18 protein-coding genes and 1 pseudogene are annotated in these 18,918 nt (G+C 66.8%); 7 read left to right on the forward strand and 12 right to left on the reverse strand.

The features are described from left to right. Positions 1 to 27 precede the first annotated feature (27 nt). Positions 28 to 138 (forward strand): annotated as a pseudogene (locus ABQE89_RS16955) (CAP domain-containing protein); the annotation flags it as partial. 12 nt (positions 139 to 150) lie between these two features. Here ABQE89_RS16955 and ABQE89_RS16960 read toward each other — a convergent pair. The 3 genes from ABQE89_RS16960 to ABQE89_RS16970 are packed head-to-tail and all read right to left on the reverse strand — an operon-like array spanning position 151 to position 3,361. Next, on the reverse strand, positions 151 to 1,704 hold the full coding sequence (locus ABQE89_RS16960) for an AMP-binding protein (RefSeq protein ID WP_448418617.1): 1,554 nt from the start codon (positions 1,702 to 1,704) through the stop codon (positions 151 to 153). Between the two features lie 8 nt (positions 1,705 to 1,712). Further along, positions 1,713 to 2,906, reverse strand: a complete 1,194-nt coding sequence (locus tag ABQE89_RS16965) for a thiolase family protein (protein WP_448418774.1) — start codon at positions 2,904 to 2,906, stop codon at positions 1,713 to 1,715. Further along, complete coding sequence (locus ABQE89_RS16970; RefSeq protein WP_448418619.1) at positions 2,903 to 3,361, reverse strand: MaoC family dehydratase; 459 nt, start codon at positions 3,359 to 3,361, stop codon at positions 2,903 to 2,905. Before ABQE89_RS16970 ends, ABQE89_RS16965 begins: the two co-directional genes overlap by 4 nt. Positions 3,362 to 3,467: 106 nt before the next feature. Here ABQE89_RS16970 and ABQE89_RS16975 point away from each other — a divergent pair, with 106 nt between their 5' ends. Genes ABQE89_RS16975 through ABQE89_RS16985 form a run of 3 tightly spaced genes read left to right on the forward strand, consistent with a single transcriptional unit; the run spans position 3,468 to position 5,599 of the window. Then, entirely contained in the window at positions 3,468 to 4,658 is a 1,191-nt protein-coding gene (locus tag ABQE89_RS16975) for a thiolase family protein (protein ID WP_448418621.1), read from the forward strand. Position 4,659: 1 nt separating this feature from the next. Beyond that, complete coding sequence (locus ABQE89_RS16980; RefSeq protein WP_448418623.1) at positions 4,660 to 5,085, forward strand: Zn-ribbon domain-containing OB-fold protein; 426 nt, start codon at positions 4,660 to 4,662, stop codon at positions 5,083 to 5,085. Positions 5,086 to 5,104: 19 nt separating this feature from the next. Continuing rightward, positions 5,105 to 5,599, forward strand: coding sequence for a cupin domain-containing protein (locus ABQE89_RS16985; RefSeq protein WP_448418625.1), 495 nt, complete (start codon positions 5,105 to 5,107; stop codon positions 5,597 to 5,599). Here the strand turns inward: ABQE89_RS16985 and ABQE89_RS16990 are convergent. Together ABQE89_RS16990 and ABQE89_RS16995 are read right to left on the reverse strand one after the other, a co-directional pair. Continuing rightward, positions 5,580 to 6,410 (reverse strand): NAD(P)-dependent oxidoreductase, encoded by an 831-nt coding sequence (locus ABQE89_RS16990; protein WP_448418627.1) that lies wholly within the window; start codon positions 6,408 to 6,410, stop codon positions 5,580 to 5,582. The two genes, ABQE89_RS16985 and ABQE89_RS16990, sit on opposite strands and share 20 nt — an antisense overlap. Then, entirely contained in the window at positions 6,407 to 7,627 is a 1,221-nt protein-coding gene (locus ABQE89_RS16995; protein ID WP_448418629.1) for a cytochrome P450, read from the reverse strand. The genes ABQE89_RS16990 and ABQE89_RS16995 overlap by 4 nt, the downstream gene beginning before the upstream one ends. A gap of 133 nt (positions 7,628 to 7,760) precedes the next feature. On the opposite strand from ABQE89_RS16995, the gene ABQE89_RS17000 reads away from it, so the two are divergent. Then, complete coding sequence (locus ABQE89_RS17000; protein ID WP_448418631.1) at positions 7,761 to 8,594, forward strand: enoyl-CoA hydratase-related protein; 834 nt, start codon at positions 7,761 to 7,763, stop codon at positions 8,592 to 8,594. Positions 8,595 to 8,691: 97 nt separating this feature from the next. Here ABQE89_RS17000 and ABQE89_RS17005 read toward each other — a convergent pair whose 3' ends face one another. The 3 genes from ABQE89_RS17005 to ABQE89_RS17015 all read right to left on the reverse strand — a co-directional run bounded on the left by ABQE89_RS17005 (position 8,692) and on the right by ABQE89_RS17015 (position 12,114). Further along, the gene (locus ABQE89_RS17005; RefSeq protein ID WP_448418633.1) at positions 8,692 to 9,744 is read right to left on the reverse strand and encodes an aminoglycoside phosphotransferase family protein; all 1,053 of its coding nucleotides are present in this window, start codon (positions 9,742 to 9,744) and stop codon (positions 8,692 to 8,694) included. A gap of 120 nt (positions 9,745 to 9,864) precedes the next feature. Beyond that, positions 9,865 to 11,310, reverse strand: a complete 1,446-nt coding sequence (locus tag ABQE89_RS17010) for a class I adenylate-forming enzyme family protein (RefSeq protein ID WP_448418635.1) — start codon at positions 11,308 to 11,310, stop codon at positions 9,865 to 9,867. A 6-nt stretch (positions 11,311 to 11,316) separates the two neighbouring features. Continuing rightward, entirely contained in the window at positions 11,317 to 12,114 is a 798-nt protein-coding gene (locus tag ABQE89_RS17015) for an enoyl-CoA hydratase/isomerase family protein (protein ID WP_448418637.1), read from the reverse strand. 144 nt (positions 12,115 to 12,258) lie between these two features. Between ABQE89_RS17015 and ABQE89_RS17020 the strand changes: the two genes are divergently transcribed. Next, positions 12,259 to 13,746: an aldehyde dehydrogenase family protein gene (locus ABQE89_RS17020; RefSeq protein WP_448418639.1), complete on the forward strand. Its 1,488-nt coding sequence runs from the start codon at positions 12,259 to 12,261 to the stop codon at positions 13,744 to 13,746. 6 nt (positions 13,747 to 13,752) lie between these two features. Here the strand turns inward: ABQE89_RS17020 and ABQE89_RS17025 are convergent, their stop codons facing one another. Together ABQE89_RS17025 and ABQE89_RS17030 are read right to left on the reverse strand one after the other, a co-directional pair. Beyond that, a complete protein-coding gene (locus ABQE89_RS17025; protein ID WP_448418641.1) occupies positions 13,753 to 14,961 on the reverse strand; it encodes a cytochrome P450 in 1,209 nt (402 codons plus the stop codon). A 116-nt stretch (positions 14,962 to 15,077) separates the two neighbouring features. Then, a complete protein-coding gene (locus tag ABQE89_RS17030) occupies positions 15,078 to 16,076 on the reverse strand; it encodes an NAD(P)H-dependent flavin oxidoreductase (protein ID WP_448418643.1) in 999 nt (332 codons plus the stop codon). A 109-nt stretch (positions 16,077 to 16,185) separates the two neighbouring features. On the opposite strand from ABQE89_RS17030, the gene ABQE89_RS17035 reads away from it, so the two are divergent. Then, positions 16,186 to 16,824 carry a TetR/AcrR family transcriptional regulator gene (locus ABQE89_RS17035; RefSeq protein ID WP_448418645.1) on the forward strand — a complete coding sequence of 213 codons (639 nt, stop codon included), beginning with the start codon at positions 16,186 to 16,188 and terminating at the stop codon, positions 16,822 to 16,824. Between the two features lie 12 nt (positions 16,825 to 16,836). Here ABQE89_RS17035 and ABQE89_RS17040 read toward each other — a convergent pair whose 3' ends face one another. Together ABQE89_RS17040 and ABQE89_RS17045 are read right to left on the reverse strand one after the other, a co-directional pair. Next, on the reverse strand, positions 16,837 to 17,631 hold the full coding sequence (locus tag ABQE89_RS17040) for an enoyl-CoA hydratase/isomerase family protein (RefSeq protein WP_448418647.1): 795 nt from the start codon (positions 17,629 to 17,631) through the stop codon (positions 16,837 to 16,839). Then, positions 17,628 to 18,908, reverse strand: a complete 1,281-nt coding sequence (locus ABQE89_RS17045) for an FAS1-like dehydratase domain-containing protein (protein WP_448418649.1) — start codon at positions 18,906 to 18,908, stop codon at positions 17,628 to 17,630. The genes ABQE89_RS17040 and ABQE89_RS17045 overlap by 4 nt, the downstream gene beginning before the upstream one ends. Positions 18,909 to 18,918: the final 10 nt, after the last annotated feature.

The following is an 18,918-nucleotide window of genomic DNA, read 5'->3' on the forward strand; positions in this document are numbered from 1 at the left end:
TCCGGTATCACGGCGAAAGGACGACGGATGGACCCCAACCCGGATTACGACGCCAGCGACGAACTGGAGTACGGCATGAACTGGTTCGCCTGGATTCTGCGCGGCGTGTATCCGCCGCCGGCCTATCCGCCGGTCTAGAAGTCGGCGGTTTCACGCCAGCGCGGCCCGCAGCCGCTTCTTGTCGATCTTGCCGCTGGGCAGCACGGGCAACTCCGGGACGACCACGAGTCGGCGCGGCAGTTTGTATCCCGCGAGCCGGCCGCGGGCATACTCCCGGACAGTGTCCAGCGTCAGCGTGGCGTCGGGCTTGGCGGGGTCGAGAACCACGACCGCGCAGACGGTTTCACCCCACTGCTCGTCCGGTGTCCCCACCACCGCGCACGCCGCCACCCCGTCGATCCGGCTCACCACGTCCTCGACCTCTGGTGAGTACACGTTCTCCCCGCCGGTGATGATCACGTCCTTCTTGCGGTCCACCAGATACAGCAGTCCGCGGGCGTCGAACCGGCCGACGTCACCGGTGTGGCACCACCCGTCGCGCAACGTCGCCAGCGTCGCGGCGTGGTCGTCCCAGTAACCCCGGAACATCGAATCCGCCCGGACGACGATCTCACCGGCCTGCCCGACCGCCACCTCGCTGCCGTCGTCGGCGACGATGCGCACCTCGATGCCCGGAAACGGGAATCCGACCGAACGCAGCACGTCACCGGCGTCGAGCGTGTGCAGCTCCCGGGGCAGACCGGAGACGATCACCTCGGTCTGCCCGTAGAGGTTGAGAAAACCGGCCGACGGCCACATCGCCATCGCCCGCTGCAGAATGCCGGTGGTCATCGGCGCCGCCGCGTAGATGACGGTGCGCAGGTGCGCGACGGATGCGGGGTCGGTCACCGCGTCCAGCAGCGCCTGCAGCATCACCGGCGCGAGATGGACCAGGGAGATGCGTTCACGCGCGATCAACCCGACCGCCTCGTCAGGGTCGAACTGCCGCTGCAGCACCACGGTTCCGCCGCGTGCATGCACTCCGCCGATGATGGCGATGGCGCCGATGTGAAACATCGGCATGTTGATCAGGCCGCGATCCGCTGCGCCCGAATGCATCTCGCCGTTCATCGTGAAGGCGACGCGGCGACTCTCCCGCTGTCCGAGGATGCAGCATTTGGAGGCGCCGGTGGTGCCGCTGGTGAAGATCAGGCTCGCGATGTCGTCGGGTTGCGCGCGCAGCGCGAGTTCACCGTCCGAACCGGTGGCCAGGAACTCGTCGTAGCCGGCCATGTCCGGGCGCGCCGGCCCGCCGATGACCACCAGGCGCGGAGAGGTGTTCAGCTGCGCGGCGAGGTCGCCGATCATCGGGGCGAATTCGGCCGAATAGAACAGGATCGACGGTCGTACCCGGTTCAGCACATCGCGGACTTCACCGGCGGTCAGCCGGAAGTTCACGGTGGCCATGATGATTCCGCTGAGCTGGCAGGCCGCCATCACCTCGCCGAACTCCACGCTGTTGCGGGACAGGATCGCGATGCGGTCCTGACGTCGGACGCCCGCGGCCACCATCGCTGACACCAACCGTGTCGCGCGCTCGTACAACTGCGCGTGGGTGATGCTGTGGTCGTCGAGGCGGTAGGCGACCACCTCCGGAAAGCGTCGGGCGTTGTCGGTGACGATGTCGCCCAACGTCATGGCCGCGTCGCCGATGTCGCCCGCCATGGCCGTAACTACCTGCTGCTCAACAACATCGATCCGGCGACAGGCCCGCCGCCCACCCCGACCGCGACCACCTCAGGAGTCTTGGGCGCCTGCCGCTCACCGCCTTCACCCCACATCTGCACGCAGGCTTCGTGCAGAAAGCCCATGCCGTGCAGGCGGCCGCCGGAAAGCTGCCCGCCGCTGGTGTTGATCGGCAGCGGCCCGTCGAGCGCGATGCGCTCACCACCCTCGATGAACTCGCCGACCCTGCCGTGTTCGCAGAACCCGAGCGCCTCCAGCCACATCACGGTGAGAAACGAGAACCCGTCGTAGAGCTGCGCCATGTCGACATCGGCAGGTTTCAGCGTGGTGTGCTCCCACAGGTTGGCCGCGGAATCGTGAGCGGCCATCGTGGTGATGTCGCGGCGCTGATCCCAGGTGGCACGCTCGTACATGCCGGGCCCGACGGACTCCACCGTCAGCGGGTGGCGCGGCAACCCGTTGGTTGCGTCTCGGCGGGACACGATCACCGCGGTCGCGCCGTCGCACGGGACGTCACAGTCGTACAGGCACAACGGTTCCGAGATCATCCGCGCGCCCAGATAGTCGTCCATGGTCATCGGGTCGCGGTAGACCGCTTCGGGGTTGCGCGCGGCGTTGCGCCGCGCGTTGAGTGCGATGGCGCCGAGTTGTTCGCGCGTCAACCCGAAATCGTGCATGTACCGCTGAGCGGGCATGGCCAGCCAGTTGGCCGCCGACAACGCGCCGAATGGCGCCATCCACGCCAGATGTGGGGGCAGCTTGCCGCCGCTGAACAGCACCGAGGCACGGCCACCGCCGGCCTGCTGCGCGGCGGTGGACTCCCACACCGACCGGTAGACCACCACGTGGTTGGCCAGCCCGAGCGCGACGGCCATGCACGCCTCGATCACCGGCCCGATCTGGCCCGCGGTCTCCATTGCCGACATGTACCAGCGCGACCGCAGACCCAACGCGTTGCGCACCTCTTGGACGTCGGCCCCGGAGAATCCCGGGTCGGGCACGCCCGGTCCGGGATAGCTGGCGATGCCGTCGACGTCGTCGACGTCGAGGCCCGCATCCGCGATCGCGCGAAGCACCGCCTCCAGGGTCAGGTCCAGACCGGTGCGGCCCAAGCGGCGCCCGACCGCAGACTTGCCTGCGCCGGTCAGCACGGCCTTACCGTCGAAGGGGCCGGCCATCAGAACACGTACCGCGCGATGAGGTCGGCGACCGCGGCGGGCTTTTCGGACCCGTCGATCTCGACCGTGTGGCGGACCGTCAGGTTCACCGTGTCTTCACCTGCTTTCTGCACATCGGCAAGCGCCGACCGTACCCGGATTCGGCTACCGGCGGTCACCGGAGCCAGGAACCGCACCTTGTTCAGGCCGTAGTTGATGCCCATCTTGGCGTTCTCGACACGAAAGTTGTCCTTGCTCAGCCCCGGAAGCAGCGACAGGGTGAGGAAGCCGTGGGCGATGGTGGTGCCGTACGGGCTTTCGGACTTGGCCCGCTGCACGTCGACGTGGATCCACTGATGGTCCAGCGTCACGTCGGCGAAGCCGTCGATGCGCTTCTGGTCGATGTCGAACCAGTTGCTCACACCGAGTTCTGAGCCCTCGGCGGCGACGGCCTCGTCAACGGATCCGATGATCTTCATGCACGCTCCCGTCAACCCGAAATATCGCTATCTATTTAACGGTATACTCTGGGCGCGAACCATGGTGCCCGATCGGGTGCCGAATCCGACGACACCGGGGAGACACATGACGCCGACGACGTCGCGCGCCGCGATCGTGGCCGCAGTCCGCACCCCTATCGGCACCGCACGCCGCGGCACGCTGGCGAACATGCCCGCGATCGAACTGGCCAAACCGGTGGTCGCCGCCGCGGTCGAGCGGTCCGGCCTGGACGCCACCGAGTTCGACGACCTGGTCCTGGCCGAAAGCCTGCAGGGCGGCGGCGACAGCGCGCGCTACGTGGCGGTGGACCTCGGCCTGACCACCATTCCCGGCATGGCCGTCAACCGACAGTGCGCGTCGAGCCTGTCGGCGATCGCGGTGGCTGCCGGTCAGGTGGCGGCCGGTATGAGCCAAGCCGTCCTCGCCGGCGGTATGGAGTCGAGTTCGACCGCACCGATGCTGCGCAAGCGCAAACCGTTCACCACGGGCAAGGCCGCCGAGGACTACGAGGACCCGTGGTTCCCGCTGTCGCATCCGCCCACCGACGACGCGCCCGCGCTGGACATGTCGATCACGGTGGCGCACAACTGCGCGATCCAGTACGGCATCACCCGCGAGGATCAGGACGAGTGGGCGCTGCGCAGCCATCAGCGCGCGGTCAAGGCGATCGACGCCGGTTCCTTCGTCGACGAGATCGTGCCGGTCGAGGTGCCCCAGGCCGACGGGTCGACGATCACCTTCGCCCAGGACGAGCATCCGCGCCGCGACACCAGCCTGGAGACGCTGGCCGGCTTGAAGGTACTGCACCCGGAGATCGACGGTTTCTCGGTGACGGCCGGTAACTCGTCGGGCATCAACGACGCGGCGGCGATGGTCGCACTGGCCAGCCCCGACACGGACAAGGACGTCTTGGCTCATGTGCTGTCGTGGGCCTCGGTCGGCGTACCGCCCAATCGCACTGGCAGCGGCCCGATCTCGGCGATTCCCAAGGCCCTGGAACTGGCCGGGCGCAAACTCGACGACGTCGCGCTGTTCGAGATCAACGAGGCCTTCGCCGCCCAGGCGGTGGCGTGTTCGCGGGAGCTGGGTCTCGACGAGGAGATCGTGAACGTGTACGGGTCCGGCATCAGCCTGGGTCACCCGATCGCGGCCACCGGGGCGCGGATGGTGACGTCGGCGATCTATGAACTACGTCGCCGAGGTGGCGGCATCGGCGTGCTGTCGATGTGCGCTGGCGGCGGAATGGGTGCGGCAATGGTTATCGAGGTGGCATGACATGACTCAACTCATCGCAGAGAATCTGTTCCGCGTCGACGGCGACCGCGCCGTCCTGCTGGGGTCACGACGGCGGTCGACGGGCGTGGTGCGGTTCCCCGCCGAACGTCCGGAGCTCTACGACGCCAACCCGGCCATCCAGGACGACATCGAGCCGGTCGAGCTGCCCACCGAGGGAACGCTTTTCACGTTCACCACCCAGGAGTTCCCGCCGCCGCTGCCCTACCAGGGTCACAAGTCGCCGGACGTCTTCAAGCCCTACGCGGTCGGTTTCATCGAACTCGACGGCCGCGTGCTCGTCGAGGCTCTGCTCGTCGGCGTGCCGGCGTCGGAACTGCGCATCGGTCAGAAGATGGTCAGCACCACGACCACACTGGAGACCGAGGCGGGCGAGACGTTTCTCACCTACGCGTTCCGCCCGGCGTAACCGGGGAGGGCGACACCGCATGAGGGGTGGACCGTCGATCAGGCATCTCGACGATGTACCCGCAGAGGAGATGCTGCGCTACGAATTCGCCGATGGTCGCACTGCCTCGATCTGGGAGAAGTGGATCGAGATGTCCCCCAGATACTTCGCGTTCTGGAACAAATGGGATCCGGGGGCGATCTCTCCTCAGCACGGGCACACCGGCGACCACTCCAACTTCATTCTGTCCGGTGAAATCCGTTGCGGCGACGTGGTCTGTCGTGCCGGCACCCACATCATGCTCGAGTGGGGCGACGTGTTCGGCCCATGGGAAGCCGGCCCCGATGGGTGCGAACTCTACGGCTTCATCGCCGGTGAGGGCCAACCGTTCAACGGCGACGCCGCGGCGTACGAGGCGCTGCTGAAAGAGCGTGGGGCCCGCGTGGTGCCGCTGCCCATGCCCAAACGGCTGCCGCCGTGGATCCGCGGCAGCCTCGGCGGCGGGCTGACCTCGGTCACCCAGTGGGCGACGTAGCGCTCGTCGTCAATGGAAGAGCGCCGCGCGCGATGACGTCGTGAAGCAGCCCTAGGTCGGTGCCCGCCTCCCCGGCGGCCGTCAACGCCGCATCCACGTCCTTGCGCAGGAACGGAGCGGCCAGCTCACTGAAGTTGTCGATGCCACCGGTGGCGCGGGCATGGCCGGCGGCCTTGCTGTCCGCGCTGCAGGCCGCCAGGGCGGTGAGGAAGTCGTCGGGGTCGATGCCCAAATCGGCGGCCACCGTGACCGCGGCACTCAGAAGTTGTGCGTTGGCGGCGAACAACACGTTGTTGACCAGCTTGAGATTCAATGCCGAGCCGAGATCTCCTGTGCGCAGCACTGTCTCGGCATACGCGTCGACCACGGTGGCCGCCGTCTCGACGGCGGCCTGCGGCCCCCCGATCAGCACCGTCAGTTGCCCGTTGGTGATGTCGTCGGCGGTGCCGCTGACGGGTGCGTCGAGCACGGTGACCGCCGGCTGGGCGGCCGCCAGTTCGCGAAGTGTGGCCACCGACCCGGTGGTGTGCGACAGCACGATGGCACCGGGTGCGCAGTGGGCCAGCAGCCCGTCGGCACCGAGCGCGACGTCGCGAAGCTGCTGATCGGAGAACAGACAGCAGATCACCACCGGATGGTCCTTCACCGCGTCGGCGACGGTGTCGACGGCAGCCGCCCCGGCGCCGCGAAGACGGTCGCGCACCTCTTCGCGGCGGGCATACACGGTCACGCGATGTCCCGCGCCGAGCAGTCGGTGCACCATCGGTTCGCCCATCTGGCCGGCACCGATGAAGCCGATCGGGACGCTCACAGGCCTTCCACGGGCAGGCGCGGGCCGGGTGTGAAGGCGATCGGCAGCTTGCGCATCGCCCACACCTCGCCGGCATCCTCGAAGCGGGCGGGTTCGCCGTCGAGGCGGAAATCCGGTAGCCGCTGGAGGATTTCGCCGAGCATCTCCTGGAACATCACCCGCGCCAAGTGTGAGCCAAGGCAGCGGTGAATGCCGACGCCGAATGCCATCTGCTTGCGGCTGTTGTGTCGATTCAGGTCGCAGACGTCCGGGTTCTCGAACATCGCGGGGTCGCGGTTGGCCGCGGCCCACATCAGGATGGCCCGATCCCCCTCCTTCAGCTGTGCCCCGTGGAACTCGGTGTCGCGCGACAAAGTGCGCGCCAACCCCAGAGTCGGGGTGTAGACCCGAAGGAACTCGTCGGTGGCCGTGTGGATCCGCTCCGGATCGGCCAGCAGAGCCTCGCGTAGCTCGGGCTGCTCGGTCATCGCGAACAACACGTTGCCGGTCAGGCCGCTGGTGGTGTCCATCCCACCCAGCAACATCAACACCGTGTACATCAGGATCTGGGTGTCGTCGAGTGGGACATCGTCGATGCGCCCGTTGAGGATTCGGCCGAACAGATCGTCGCCAAGCTCGCCGCTCTCCCGGCGCTCCGACATGTGCTTGTAGATCTCGCCGAACAACTCCATGACGGCCGCGCCCGACTTCTCCTGGTCGTGGGTGCGGTCGTGCACCATCGAGTGCACCCACCGCACCCATCGCATGTACTCGGATTCGTCGAAGCCGAGCATGTGCAGGATCAGCTTGGCCGGCAACGGTGTGGTGAGTTCGCCGACGATGTCGCAGTGGCCGCGCTCGATGAACTCGTTGACCATCGTCCTGGCCATCTGGCGGACCCGCGGCCGCAACCGTTCGGCCTGTTTCGGTGAGAAGGCGCTCAAGGTGATCTCGCGCAGCTTCTGTGTCAGCGGCGGGTCGGTCTCGATGGGCAGGATGGGGTACGGGGCGCCACTCGGCGGGATACCGTTGGTCGGATACGAGTTGAACAGGTCGTCGTCACGTGCGGCATCGAACACTGACTGGTAGTCGAGAAGCGCCCAGAAGCCGCCGTATTCGGTGGAGCGCGTCACCGGACAGCGCGACCGCATTTCGGCGATGGTCTCGTGCGGACATTCCCGGAACTCCGGCGAATGGTGGTCGAAGCTCTCGGTAACGGACGTCGGCGCTTGAGTCACGGGTTCAACCTCCTGAGCGATCAACTACACTTTTATTGTTTGTGTAGTTCAGCCGACACGGTAACGGCTGTTGTAGCGTCAGGTCAAGGATGACTGGCGCTCATCGCGCCGTGAGCCATCCGGGAAGGCGGACATGACGGACACGACTGACATGGGCGTTGTCCTCTACGAGCGCGAAGGCGCCGTCGCGCGCATCGTCCTCAACTGGCCGGAGCGTGCGAACGCCCAATCCTCGGAGATGGTGCGACAAGTCGATGCCTGCCTGGACGAGGCCAGGCGCGATTACGACGTGAAAGTCGTGATCGTCAAGGCCAACGGCAAGGGGTTCTGCGCCGGTCATGTGATCGCCCCCGACGCCTACCCCGAGTTCGCCGACTCCCAAGCCGCGATGGGCAGCAACTTCCAGGGCAGCAAGGAGTTGTTCCTGTGGCCGACGCTTCGCTTCTGGGAGTTTCCGAAGCCGATGATCGCCCAGGTGCACGGGTACGCGATCGGCGGCGGCACCTATTGGGCGCTGCTGCCCGAGATCACCATCGCCGCCGAGGACGCGTATTTCCAGATGCCTCTGGTCCCCGGCCTCGGCTTCGCAGGGGGCGAGACGATGGTCGAGCCCTACGTGTTCATGAACTACAAGCGGGCCGCCGAGTATCTCTACACCGCCCAGACACTTTCGGCGCAGGACGCCTTGCAAATGGGGTTGGTCAACAAGGTCGTCGCCCGCGACGAACTCGAATCGGTCACCGAGGCCATGGCGGCCAAGATTTCCCGTGCGCCCCTGTCGACGTTGATGGCGACCAAGACGATGCTGGTGCGCGCGTGGGAGCAGATGGGTATGCGCCAGCACCTTCAGCTGTCGGCGGACGTGATGTCCGTGCTCGAGCAGACCTCCGACGCCCAGGCGCTGCGTGCCGAACTGCTGTCCCGCCGACGGCTGCCGCGTGAGCAGGCCGAGGATCGGCCGCGGTAATTCGTCGCGCCCCATCGCCGCAATCGGGTGGGCATCTGCCGCACTGATCGCGAAAGTGCAACCAGGGCGGAGTTTTGGCCAAAATTCCGCCGTAGTTTCACACTCGAAGGCTGCCGAAAGTGTCCAGATCCTCCATCGCGGCGGCGAAGCGGCTACCCATCGCCACCGCGAACCGGTCGGGTTGCATCTCGATCGGTGTCACGATGTTCAGGTAACCGTGCATCATGTGCCTGCGGTGAGCGAGGAAGGCGTCATCGAGGCTCGGCACCGCCTCGACACCGGCGCGTCGTAGCTCGTCGAGATACAGCGACAACAGGTCGCGTTCTGATCGGCTCCGGTCCTCGGGGTTCATCGCCCCGGTCATGAAGTACGTGACGTCCCAGATGTACGGTCCCAGACCCACCGCCTGGAAATCACAGAACCCGAGCTTGCCCGCCGGATCCCGGAAGGTATTGCCCACGTGGGCGTCACCGTGCACGAACGTTTTCGGTAACGCCTCGTCGCTGTCGAACATCGCCAGCAGCGCCGCCTCGATCCGTTGCCGGTCGCGCAGCGGTGCGCCCAGGAACGCCGCCCTGTCGCGGGCGATGTAGTCGTCGAAATGCTCCGGCTGCACGAGAAACCGCATCAGGGAGGCGACCGTCGAGACATCGACCAACCAGTCGAGCTGCTCCAGGCCCCGGCCACCCCAGAACCGGCCCTGAGCGACGGCCAGCTGACGCACACCGTCCGCGACCGTGTCGACGTCCAAGGTCTGCTCACAGTCGCCGAACCGGACCCTGCGAAGCGCCAAGTCCTCCAGAACGACGATCGCCTGGCCCTGCTCGTCGACGCCGGCGAAATGCGCGAGCGGCTGTGTCACTGCGTCCGCAAGGTCATCGGCGATGTGCAGGAAATACCGGGCCTCTCCGGAAAAGGCTGCTGCCGAGGTGAACTCGTGGTCGATGAAGTTGCCCTTCAGGTACATCGACCGGGGCAGATCGTGAGGGTTCTCGACAAAGTCGAGCTGCAGGCCCAGGCTGCTTGCGGTGCCCTGCCGCAGATCGGCGTGGCTGACGCCACCGACCCGGGTGCCCGGGTACTTCACTGCCAACGCCGCGGTCAGGAACGCCGCGTCGACCTCCTCGAGTTTGGTTGGAAGCCGATTCACATCCTGTCCGCCCACCCGCCAAGGGCGCCGACCGCACCGATGACCATCACAGCCACGATCCTGTATGTCTCTGTCGGCGCTGACAACAGCTTCGACGGCGTGAAAACGCGAGTTGCGCGGCTACTGTCGACGCAACTGTGTGCGCGCGACCTTCCCCATGTCGTTGCGCGGTAGCACCCCGATCACGAAGTCGTCGGGCACCTTGCCATGGGCCAGCACCTCGCGGGCCGCATCCCGCAATGTCGCCGCCTCGGCCACATGCCCGGAGGTGAGCTCGACGAACGCCACGATGCGCTGCCCGAGTCGCTCGTCGTCCTCCCCCACGACGGCGACGCCACGCACACCCGGCAACTGACCGAGCACGCTCTCCACCTCCGCGGCATTGACGTTGACACCGCCGCGGACGATGACGTCGGCGCTGCGGCCGGTGACGTGGACGGTACCGTCCGCGCTCACCCGTCCATAATCCCCGGTACGCAAACACTTCTCAGTCTCCGGACGGGCCTCAAAGCCGCTCTCGGTCCAGGTGCCGATGGCCGGGCGCCACACACCGGCCCACGGTCCGGTCGCCGCGGCACACACCGTCAGCTCCCCCTCATGTCCCGCGGGAAGCCGCCGGCCGTTTCCGTCACAGGCCGCCACCGTCAGGTGCGGCAGCGGCTTGCCCGACGCGCCCGCGACGTGTGGCGTGTCGGCGTCCTCGATGCACACCACCCCCGGGGCCTCGGTCATGCCGTAGGTGCCGACCAGTCGACGGCCGAACTTGGCCTCGAACGCCGCGCGCAGCGCCTCGGACAGCCCCGCTGCACCCGTGCCGGCCATCCGTAGTGACGCCAGAGTGTCGCCGGTGATCGCCTCGTCGTGCACGAGGTCGTGAATGGTGGCCGGAACCAGGGCATTGACCATCGTCAGCCGGCGCTCCCGGCAGGCCGCCGCCACGCCCGCGGCATTCATCCGGTTCACGGCCACACACGTCGCGCCCGCGAACAACGCGGGCAGCACGCCCACCGCGATCAGGTTGTGGATGCTCATCGGCAGGACCACACCGATGCGGTCATCGGGGCTCCGGGTCTGCGCCAACACCGCGGCGACCAACGACACCCCGCTTCGACTGTGCACGACGGCCTTCGGGGTGCCGGTGGTGCCGCTGGAGAACCCGATCGCGCAGGGCACCGACGGATCCGGCGGTTCGGCCCGCAGCGGTCGCAGATCGGCGGCCGACAGCGAGGAGAGCACGTCGGGCGTCACCGTCAGCGTCGGTGCGACGAGCGCACCCTGCCTTTCTCGTTCGGCTTCCGGTGCGTTCGGGTTGATCCCGACCCAGATCGCGCCCAGCAGCGCGGTGGCGAGGTATAGCTCAACCGACGCCGCCGAATTGGGCAACATGGCGGCCACCCGGTCACCGGATGAGACACCACGGTGCGCAAGTGCGGTGGCGAGCCTGCGCACGGAATCGCCCAATTCCGCGTAGCTCACCGTGCGGTCGGCATCCTCCAATGCGACGACACTGGCGTCGGGCCGGTCCAGAACCGCCAGGAAGTCTGGCGATGTCGGCGTTGATGTCACGTCGGCCTAACCGGTCGTCCACTCCGGCGGGCGCTTCTCGGCGAACGCGCGAAAGCCTTCGGTGAAGTCCGGATGGTGCCACTGGGTTTTGACCAGCCCGAAGCCATATTCCGTCGCCTGCGAGTAGGGCATCTCCAGCGAACTCCAGATCGCCTGCTGGGTCAGCGAAACGGCGTGCGGTGAGTTCTGGGTGATGTCGCGGGCGATCCCCCGCGCCGTCGCCAGCAGGTCGTCCGGTTCGGTCAGCTCGTCGACGAGCCCGAGCTGGTAGGCCCGTTCCGCAGACAGCCGATAGTTACGGCCCTGCAACGACATTCGCAACGCCGTGCCCAGCGGCAGGCGCTTGGCCAGCCCCACGTTCTCGGGTCCGCCGACCATGCCGACGTTGACATGGCTGTCGAGGAACACGGCGTTCGTCGAGGCGACGATGATGTCGGCGTCGACGACGAAATGCAGGCCCGCACCCACCGCCATCCCGTTGACCGCGCACACCGTCGGTTTCCACACGTTGTTGTGCCGGGCGGTCAGCCCGACGTCCTGACTGAGCCGGCCCAGTCCGACGCCGACGCCGCCGCGCTCGTTGACCCCGCCCAGGTCGGCGCCGGTGCAGAAATGTCGGTCGCCGGCACCGGTGATCAGCACGCAGCGGATGTCGGGGTCCTCGGCGATGCGACGCCAGGTGCGTTGAAACCAGCCAAGCGTCGCCGGGGTGAGGGAATTGCCGTGCGAGGGCCGGTTCAACGTGATGTGGGCGATGTGATCGCTGATATCCAGCAGCACATCGTCGTCCGCTGCCTTCTCCATAAGGGTGGCCCTTCGTCGAATGTCGCTGCTCAAACCCTACGGCCGTCGGGCCCGGGCGCCCCCGCACACAAGCGCAAATGCCCTTCTCAAACCGATGCTGCGAAGAACCTGGATGGGCATGCCTGCCCTTCGTACTGTGAGCACATGCAAACTGTCGACGGCACCCTGACCGCACGCCACGCAGAGACCGCCGCGCGGGTCCTGCCGAAAGTGAAGCTGATCATCGGCGCCGATGAGCGGTCGGCCGGCTCCGGTGGCGTGTACGAACACGTCAACCCCTCCTCGGGTCAGGTTCAGGCCGAGATTCCGTTGGCCGGCTCCGCCGAGGTGGACGCGGCGGTCGCGGCGGCGACCGCGGCCCTCAAACCCTGGCAGCAGATGACCGGCGCGGACCGGCGCGACATCCTGATGAGATTCGCAACCCTCGTGCGGGATTACGACAAGTGGCAAGAACTCTCGGTGGTCGAGAACGGCATGCCCGCGCTGTACGCGGCACAGTTCGCCGACTCCGCCTACGCCTGGTGCTCCTACTACGCAGGCTGGGCCGACAAGCTCAACGGCGAGGTGGTGGCCCACAACGAGCAGGAGGGCTTCGTCTACTCGCGCCCGGAGCCCTACGGCGTGGTCGCGAGCATCATCACCTGGAACGCCCCGCTGTTGTCGCTGGCGATGAAGCTGCCGCCCGCACTGGCGGCGGGCAACACCATCGTGCTCAAGCCCGCGGAGTCCACGCCGTTCACCGCGATGATCTTCAGCGACCTCGCCCGCCAAGCCGGCATCCCCGACGGTGTGATCAACGTCGTGCCCGGCGGTCCGGATGCCGGCGAGGCGCTGGTGCGTCATCCCGGCGTGCACAAGGTGTCGTTCACCGGTGGCCCGCCGACCGCCCAGGCGATCATGCGCGGCGCCGCCGACAACCTCACCCCGGTGCTGTTCGAACTCGGCGGCAAGGGCGCCAACATCGTCTTCGACGACGCCAACCTCGCTGAGGCCGTGCCGTTCTCGTGCATGTTCGCGATGGCCAACACCGGTCAGGGCTGCGCGCTGCCCACCCGGATGCTCGTCCAGCGGGGTGTCTACGACGACGTGGTCGACCAGGTTCGGGCGGTCGCCGAATCGCTGGTCGTCGGCGATCCGCTCGACATGACGACCTATATCGGTCCGCTCATCAACGAGGCCGCGCTCACCCGCGTGCAGGGTGTCATCGAGTCCGCGGTGTCGGCCAAGTCGGGTCGTCTGGTCACCGGTGGGCGGCGGCCGGACGGCGAACTGGCATCCGGGTACTTCATCGAGCCGACCCTGTTCGCCGACGTCGACCCGGCCAGCGACCTCGCGCAACGGGAGATCTTCGGCCCGGTTCTCTCGATCATCCCGTTCGACACCGAAGAGCAGGCCGTCGAGATCGCGAACTCCACGGCCTACGGCTTGACCAACTACATCCAGAGCCAGGACAGCAGGCGGGTGAACCGCCTCATCCCGCAACTGAACTCGGGAACCGTAGCGGTCAACGGCGCCATGTGCATGACGCATTCGGCTCCGTTCGGCGGCAACGGTATCAGCGGATTCGGTCGCGAGGGCGGCAAGGCGGGCATCGACGAGTTCGTCCGCGTCAAGACGGTGCTGCAGCGGTAGGGACTGCTAACGCGCCTTCACCAACAGCGGCAGGTACTCGGCGCTGCGCACCGTGGAACCGCTGTAGCGCACCGATTCACCGGGCTTGAGGTGGTATTCGCTGACGCGGCTGTGGAACTCCTCCAGCGCGCACTTCATCTCCATCCTGGCCAGATGCGAGCCCAGGCAGCGATGAATGCCACTGGCGAACGCCAGGTGCCGGTTGGCCTTTCGGTCGAGTTGCACCGACATCGCGTCCGGGCGTGCCGCCTCGTCGAGGTTGCCCGCCGCCCAGAGCACCTGCAGATGATCGCCGGCCTTGACCTGATAGCCCGACGGTAACTCCAGGTCTTCTGTGGCCAATCGGTGCCCGCACTGCACGGGACTCTCGAAGCGCAGCATCTCCTCGACCGTGGACGCCGCCAGGCTCGGATCGTCGCGCACCGCCTGTTGTTCGTTTTGGTGGCGGGCCAGTCGGCTGAACATCAGCGACAGCGCACCGGTGACAGTGTCCAGACCGGCGATCATCAACAGAAACGCGACGTTGAGTTGTTCCTGCTTGGTCAGCTTGACGCCGTCGGCCTCGGCCTGGGTCAGGCCGGTGAGCAACCCGTCGTAGGAGTCCGGATCGGCCTCCCGCAGATCCAACTGCTCGTTGAGGTAGAGGAACATTCGCATCGCGGCGTTCTGCCGGACCTCGGCGATGGCCTCGGGTGAATCACCTTTCGCGTGGACGATGTCGTTCTTGAATTCCAGGAAGAAGGGCCGGTCGGATGCGGGCAGCCCCAGCAGGCTGACGAAGATGACGGTCGGCAGCGGGGTGCAGAACTGGCTGTACAACTCGACCTCGCCGGCGTCGACAAAGTCGTCGATCAGCGTGTTGGCCAGGCGGCGCACCTCGGTCTCCAGTCCGGCGATCTGCGAGGTCTTGGACTTCGGCGCGAACAGCGGATCCAGCAGACGGCGAAACCTGGTGTGCTCCTCGCCGTCGATGTCGAGCGGAATCAGCCGCTGCATATCACCCATCTGCGGGCCGGCGTCGCCGTTGCCGAGAACCGTCTTCTGCTGGTTGATGAATACGATGTCGTCGTGGCGGGACACGATCAGCGGCGTGTTGTCGCCACGGTCGAAGACCGGCGGCCCCTGCAGGTATTTCGCGTAGACCCCCGTCTGCGGATTCTCGATCGCCGTCTCTACCAGCAGCGGATCGCGGTCGACCTCGTACCTGTTGCGCATCAATTGCTCCTTTGGGGGCAGCGGAGTTGCCATTAGACAACCGCGTGCGGGCGGCCACTGACAAGGCTTCGAGCAGGGCAAAACGCGGAATCGCGTTTTCGCGCAGTCGTTCGCGGCTACGTCTGCAGGGCCTCGTCGACCAGGCGGGCGACGTCGGCCATATCGGGCGTCTCACACGCCGCCACGTATTCCCGGCGCAGGCGCGTGACCAGCTCGGCAACCGTGGGGATGTCCTCGATGAGGTCGATGCCCTGACCCGCCGACCACAGGTTCTTCCACGGCTTCACGCCGTCGGGAAGGTGCGCATGGCTCAGCCCGCGTTGCTCGGGTTTCGGCAGATTCGCCGGATCCAGCCCCACCGCCGACATCGATTCGGTCAACCAGTTCGCCGCCACACCGGCGATGTCGGGGGTGTACATCAGGTCGGTCGAAGTACCGCGCAACAACATGGCCTTGTATTCGTCGGCCGCGCGCGATTCCCGGGTGGCGATGAAACGCGTTCCCAGATAGGACAGGTCGGCACCGAGGATTTCGGCCGCGCGGATCGCCGCGCCGTTGGACACCGCGCCGGCGAGCACGATCACCCCGTCGAACATGCTGCGGATCTTGGGAATCAGCACCAGGTGGCTGATCGTCCCGGAATGCCCGCCTCCACCGGCTCCGATGCAGGTCAACCCGTCCACACCGGCCGCGATGGCCTTCTCGGCGAACCGCATCGTCGTGACGTCGTGGAAAATCACCCCGCCCCAATCATGTACGCGCTTCGTGAGTTCGGCGGGGTTCCCTTGAGCAGAGATGACGATCTCGACGCCGTAGCGCGCACACAGGTCCAGTTCCGCGGTCAGGACGTCCGCGTCGAACCGGGTGGCCAGGTTGACCGCGAGCGGACCCACACGTGCGCCGGGGTTCTGTTCGGCATGGGCGTCCAACTCGCTGCGGATCTCGCGTAGCCAACTCTCGAAAACGTCTGTGCTGCGGGCATTTTGTCTCGGCAGTGCGCCGACGAGGCCGGCCCGGCATGCCGCTGTCACCAACTCCGGGCCCGACACCAGGAACATGGGGGCGCAGATGGCCGGGAGGGTGAGTTTTCGCCGGATCCGGTCGTCGAGAGCCATTGGGTCACGGTATCCGCGGATTTATCATGAGGGCCAGAGCAGTCGGTGAAAACCGGACTTCACCGCCGGGTACTACGCTGGCCGCCGGAGCCAGTGAACGGGAGGTGCGATGCCATCGGCTACCGGCGATCAGACCACCAGTTCCGGCCGGGCCGCGGACACACAGAAGTCCCAGGACGAGCGCACCAGGTTGTTGAACGCCGCCATGGCGGTGCTTCAGCGCAGCGGATGGTGGGGTTTCAAGGTGGAAAGCGTGCTGCGCCAGGCGGGACTGTCGACGCGCAGCTTCTATCGTCACTTCGACAAGAAGAGCGACCTGCTGCTGGCCCTGCTGGAGTACGAGCTCGGTGGCGCGGCGATCAACCTGCGCCGGGTGACCGATGCCGCCGCGACACCGTCGGACAAGGTTCGCGCGTTCATCTCCGCCACCATGGACATGGCATACCGCGCGGAACTGGCCAAGCCGTCTTCGCTGTTCGCATCGCACTGGCGCCAACTGCTGCCGGAGTACCCCGATGCGATCGAGGCGTGCGTCCAGCAGATGATGACACCGCTCGTGGAGGCCATTCAACAGGGTGCCGCCAGCGGCGAGTTCCACTCGGAGGACCCGATGGCCGATGCGCGGGCGATTTTCTATCTGGTCTCGGCCATGACCGCCGATGAGGCCACCCTCGGCGGCGCGACCCCCCGCGAGGACCTCGAGCACATCGTGCTGCCGTTCATCACCCGGGCGATCGGGCTGCGCTGAGACCTCGTCGAGTCAGGCGCCGGTGAAGGCGGGTTCGCGGCGCTCGGTGAAAGACCGCAGACCCTCCTTGAAGTCGGCGCTGCGCACGGTGGCCTCCACCGACTTGGCCTCCTGCGCCAGCACAGTGTCGAGTCCGCCCAGCGGAGGGTTGTTGAGCAACGCCTTGGTGTGCGAGAGCGAATACGTCGGCCCGGCAGCCAGTTCGGCCGCCAACGCGGCGCCCCCGCTGTCAAGGGTTTCGGGTGCGACGACCTCGTCGATCAGCCCCCACGCGGCGGCGGTGTCGGCGTCGACGGGGGTGCCCCGGAACAACATCTGACGGGCCCGACGCACACCGACCAGCCGCGGCAGCAGGAATGATCCCCCGCTGTCGACGGAAAACCCTCGCTTGCAGAACAGTTCGACAAACGAGGCCTCGCTGGACGCGAGGACGAAATCACAGACCACGGCCAGATGCAGGCCCAGTCCGATCGCCTTGCCCTGCACCACGCTGACGGTCGGCACCGGGCAGTTCCAGATGGCGGCGATCAGCCCGTGGGCGCCGGCCTCGAGGCCGCGGCTCAGTTGTCCGATGCGCGGTTTGCCCCGATCGGCGTTGGCGGACACCAGATCCGCCCCCGTGCAGAAGTGCCGGCCCTCCGCGCGGATGAGGATCGCCCGCACGTCGCCGCCGCCGTCGACCGCCTTGATCTGCTGGAGCAGCGCCGCGCAGTCGTCCTTCCGCAGCGCATTGCCCTTGTCCGGGCGGTTGAGGGTCAGGGTCAGCACGGCTCCCTCCGACGCCGCGATGATCGGCGCGTCGGTCACGACTGACTCCTCAGCAGTTCGCCGTGCCGGTCGAACATGCGCATCGCGTCTCGCCGAAGATCCTGGGGCACCTCGGGAAGCATCGCGACACCGCCTTCCCGGCTAGGCAGGCTGATGGTGGCGTCGGCCTGGGCGGTGGTCTCGCCGCGTTGGTTGCGGACCTCGACGGCGACGTCGACGAGCGCCATCCCGTCCTCCTGACGCTTGCCCTCCACCTTTCCTGTCAGATATTGGATGTCGCCCTGGTAGTTGAACTTGCGGATCTCGTCGTGCTGGCGCACCACGAAGGCGCCATCGCCCATCCAGTCGGTGAGGAAATGGTGGATCCAGCATTCGCGCAGCACGCCGTAGTCGTATGCGCGCGGAGTGCCGATCGCCTTGGCCCACTCCGAATCCCAGTGCACGCGCTGCGCCACGTCGGGAACGCCGTATTCGTTGTCGATGTAGAACGCGGGGATTCGCTGCCGGTTCTTCCATGCCAGCCGGCTGGTCTTGAGCCCGTAGGGCACGAAACCGTAGCCACCCGCATGGAAGACGATCATGTCGGTGGTGGTCAGCGGCCCCTTGGCCATCTTGCCCATCTCCTCGCCGACGACGACGTCCTCCCAGTACCGGGGATCGGCGCCGCGCACAGTCTCGGCCGCATAGATTTCGTCGAGCGCGGCGATGTCGTCCTTGGTGTAGGACGGTTCCTCGATGGTGCTGTACTTGCCCTTCTCGCGGGCCTTCTTACGCTCGGTGTAGATGACCAGGGTGCGGTACACGCCGACGACGTCCGCGTGCTGGTTGATTTTCACATCGCGCAGCACCCGGATGATCGATCGCCCCGCGAACTCGGATGCCTTCTCCTCCACCGATTCGAGGCCCGAGAAGCTGTACAGGGTGTCGCCGCTGTAGACGGGTCGGTACCACTCCCAGGTGCCACCGGAGACGAACGCGTGAATCCCGCGGTAACTGCCGCCACGAAGCTCCTTGGGCAGCCGGTCGCCGCGCAACGGCGCGTTGAGCACAGCGGCCATGATCTGCGGCGCGACCTGACCGCCCCACCGGGTGGTCTGCCCGTAGGCGGGGTCGGTGTAGAGCGGGTTGTCGTCGCCGACACCGTGCGCGAAGTTGCGGATGGCCTCGGGCGTCGCGGTGGACAGCAGCTCCTGGGTGCGCGAGGCAGCCCATACCCCCAGCGCGGCACGGTCTTTGGCGATATCGGTGTCGTCGATCTCAGACGACGTCGCCTCCTCGAAACGATCCTCGGCGGTCTTGTCCGTGGTCTGGGTCATTGCGTGCTCC

Source organism: Mycolicibacterium sp. XJ1819, from assembly GCF_053483675.1.

Coding starts and splice junctions, on each gene's coding strand:
- ABQE89_RS16960 (WP_448418617.1), bottom strand. CDS start 1,704: ATGGCGGGCGACATCGGCGACGCGGCCATGACGTTGGGCGACATCGTC.
- ABQE89_RS16970 (WP_448418619.1), bottom strand. CDS start 3,361: ATGAAGATCATCGGATCCGTTGACGAGGCCGTCGCCGCCGAGGGCTCA.
- ABQE89_RS16975 (WP_448418621.1), top strand. CDS start 3,468: ATGACGCCGACGACGTCGCGCGCCGCGATCGTGGCCGCAGTCCGCACC.
- ABQE89_RS16980 (WP_448418623.1), top strand. CDS start 4,660: ATGACTCAACTCATCGCAGAGAATCTGTTCCGCGTCGACGGCGACCGC.
- ABQE89_RS16985 (WP_448418625.1), top strand. CDS start 5,105: ATGAGGGGTGGACCGTCGATCAGGCATCTCGACGATGTACCCGCAGAG.
- ABQE89_RS17000 (WP_448418631.1), top strand. CDS start 7,761: ATGACGGACACGACTGACATGGGCGTTGTCCTCTACGAGCGCGAAGGC.
- ABQE89_RS17015 (WP_448418637.1), bottom strand. CDS start 12,114: ATGGAGAAGGCAGCGGACGACGATGTGCTGCTGGATATCAGCGATCAC.
- ABQE89_RS17020 (WP_448418639.1), top strand. CDS start 12,259: ATGCAAACTGTCGACGGCACCCTGACCGCACGCCACGCAGAGACCGCC.
- ABQE89_RS17025 (WP_448418641.1), bottom strand. CDS start 14,961: ATGCGCAACAGGTACGAGGTCGACCGCGATCCGCTGCTGGTAGAGACG.
- ABQE89_RS17030 (WP_448418643.1), bottom strand. CDS start 16,076: ATGGCTCTCGACGACCGGATCCGGCGAAAACTCACCCTCCCGGCCATC.
- ABQE89_RS17035 (WP_448418645.1), top strand. CDS start 16,186: ATGCCATCGGCTACCGGCGATCAGACCACCAGTTCCGGCCGGGCCGCG.
- ABQE89_RS17045 (WP_448418649.1), bottom strand. CDS start 18,908: ATGACCCAGACCACGGACAAGACCGCCGAGGATCGTTTCGAGGAGGCG.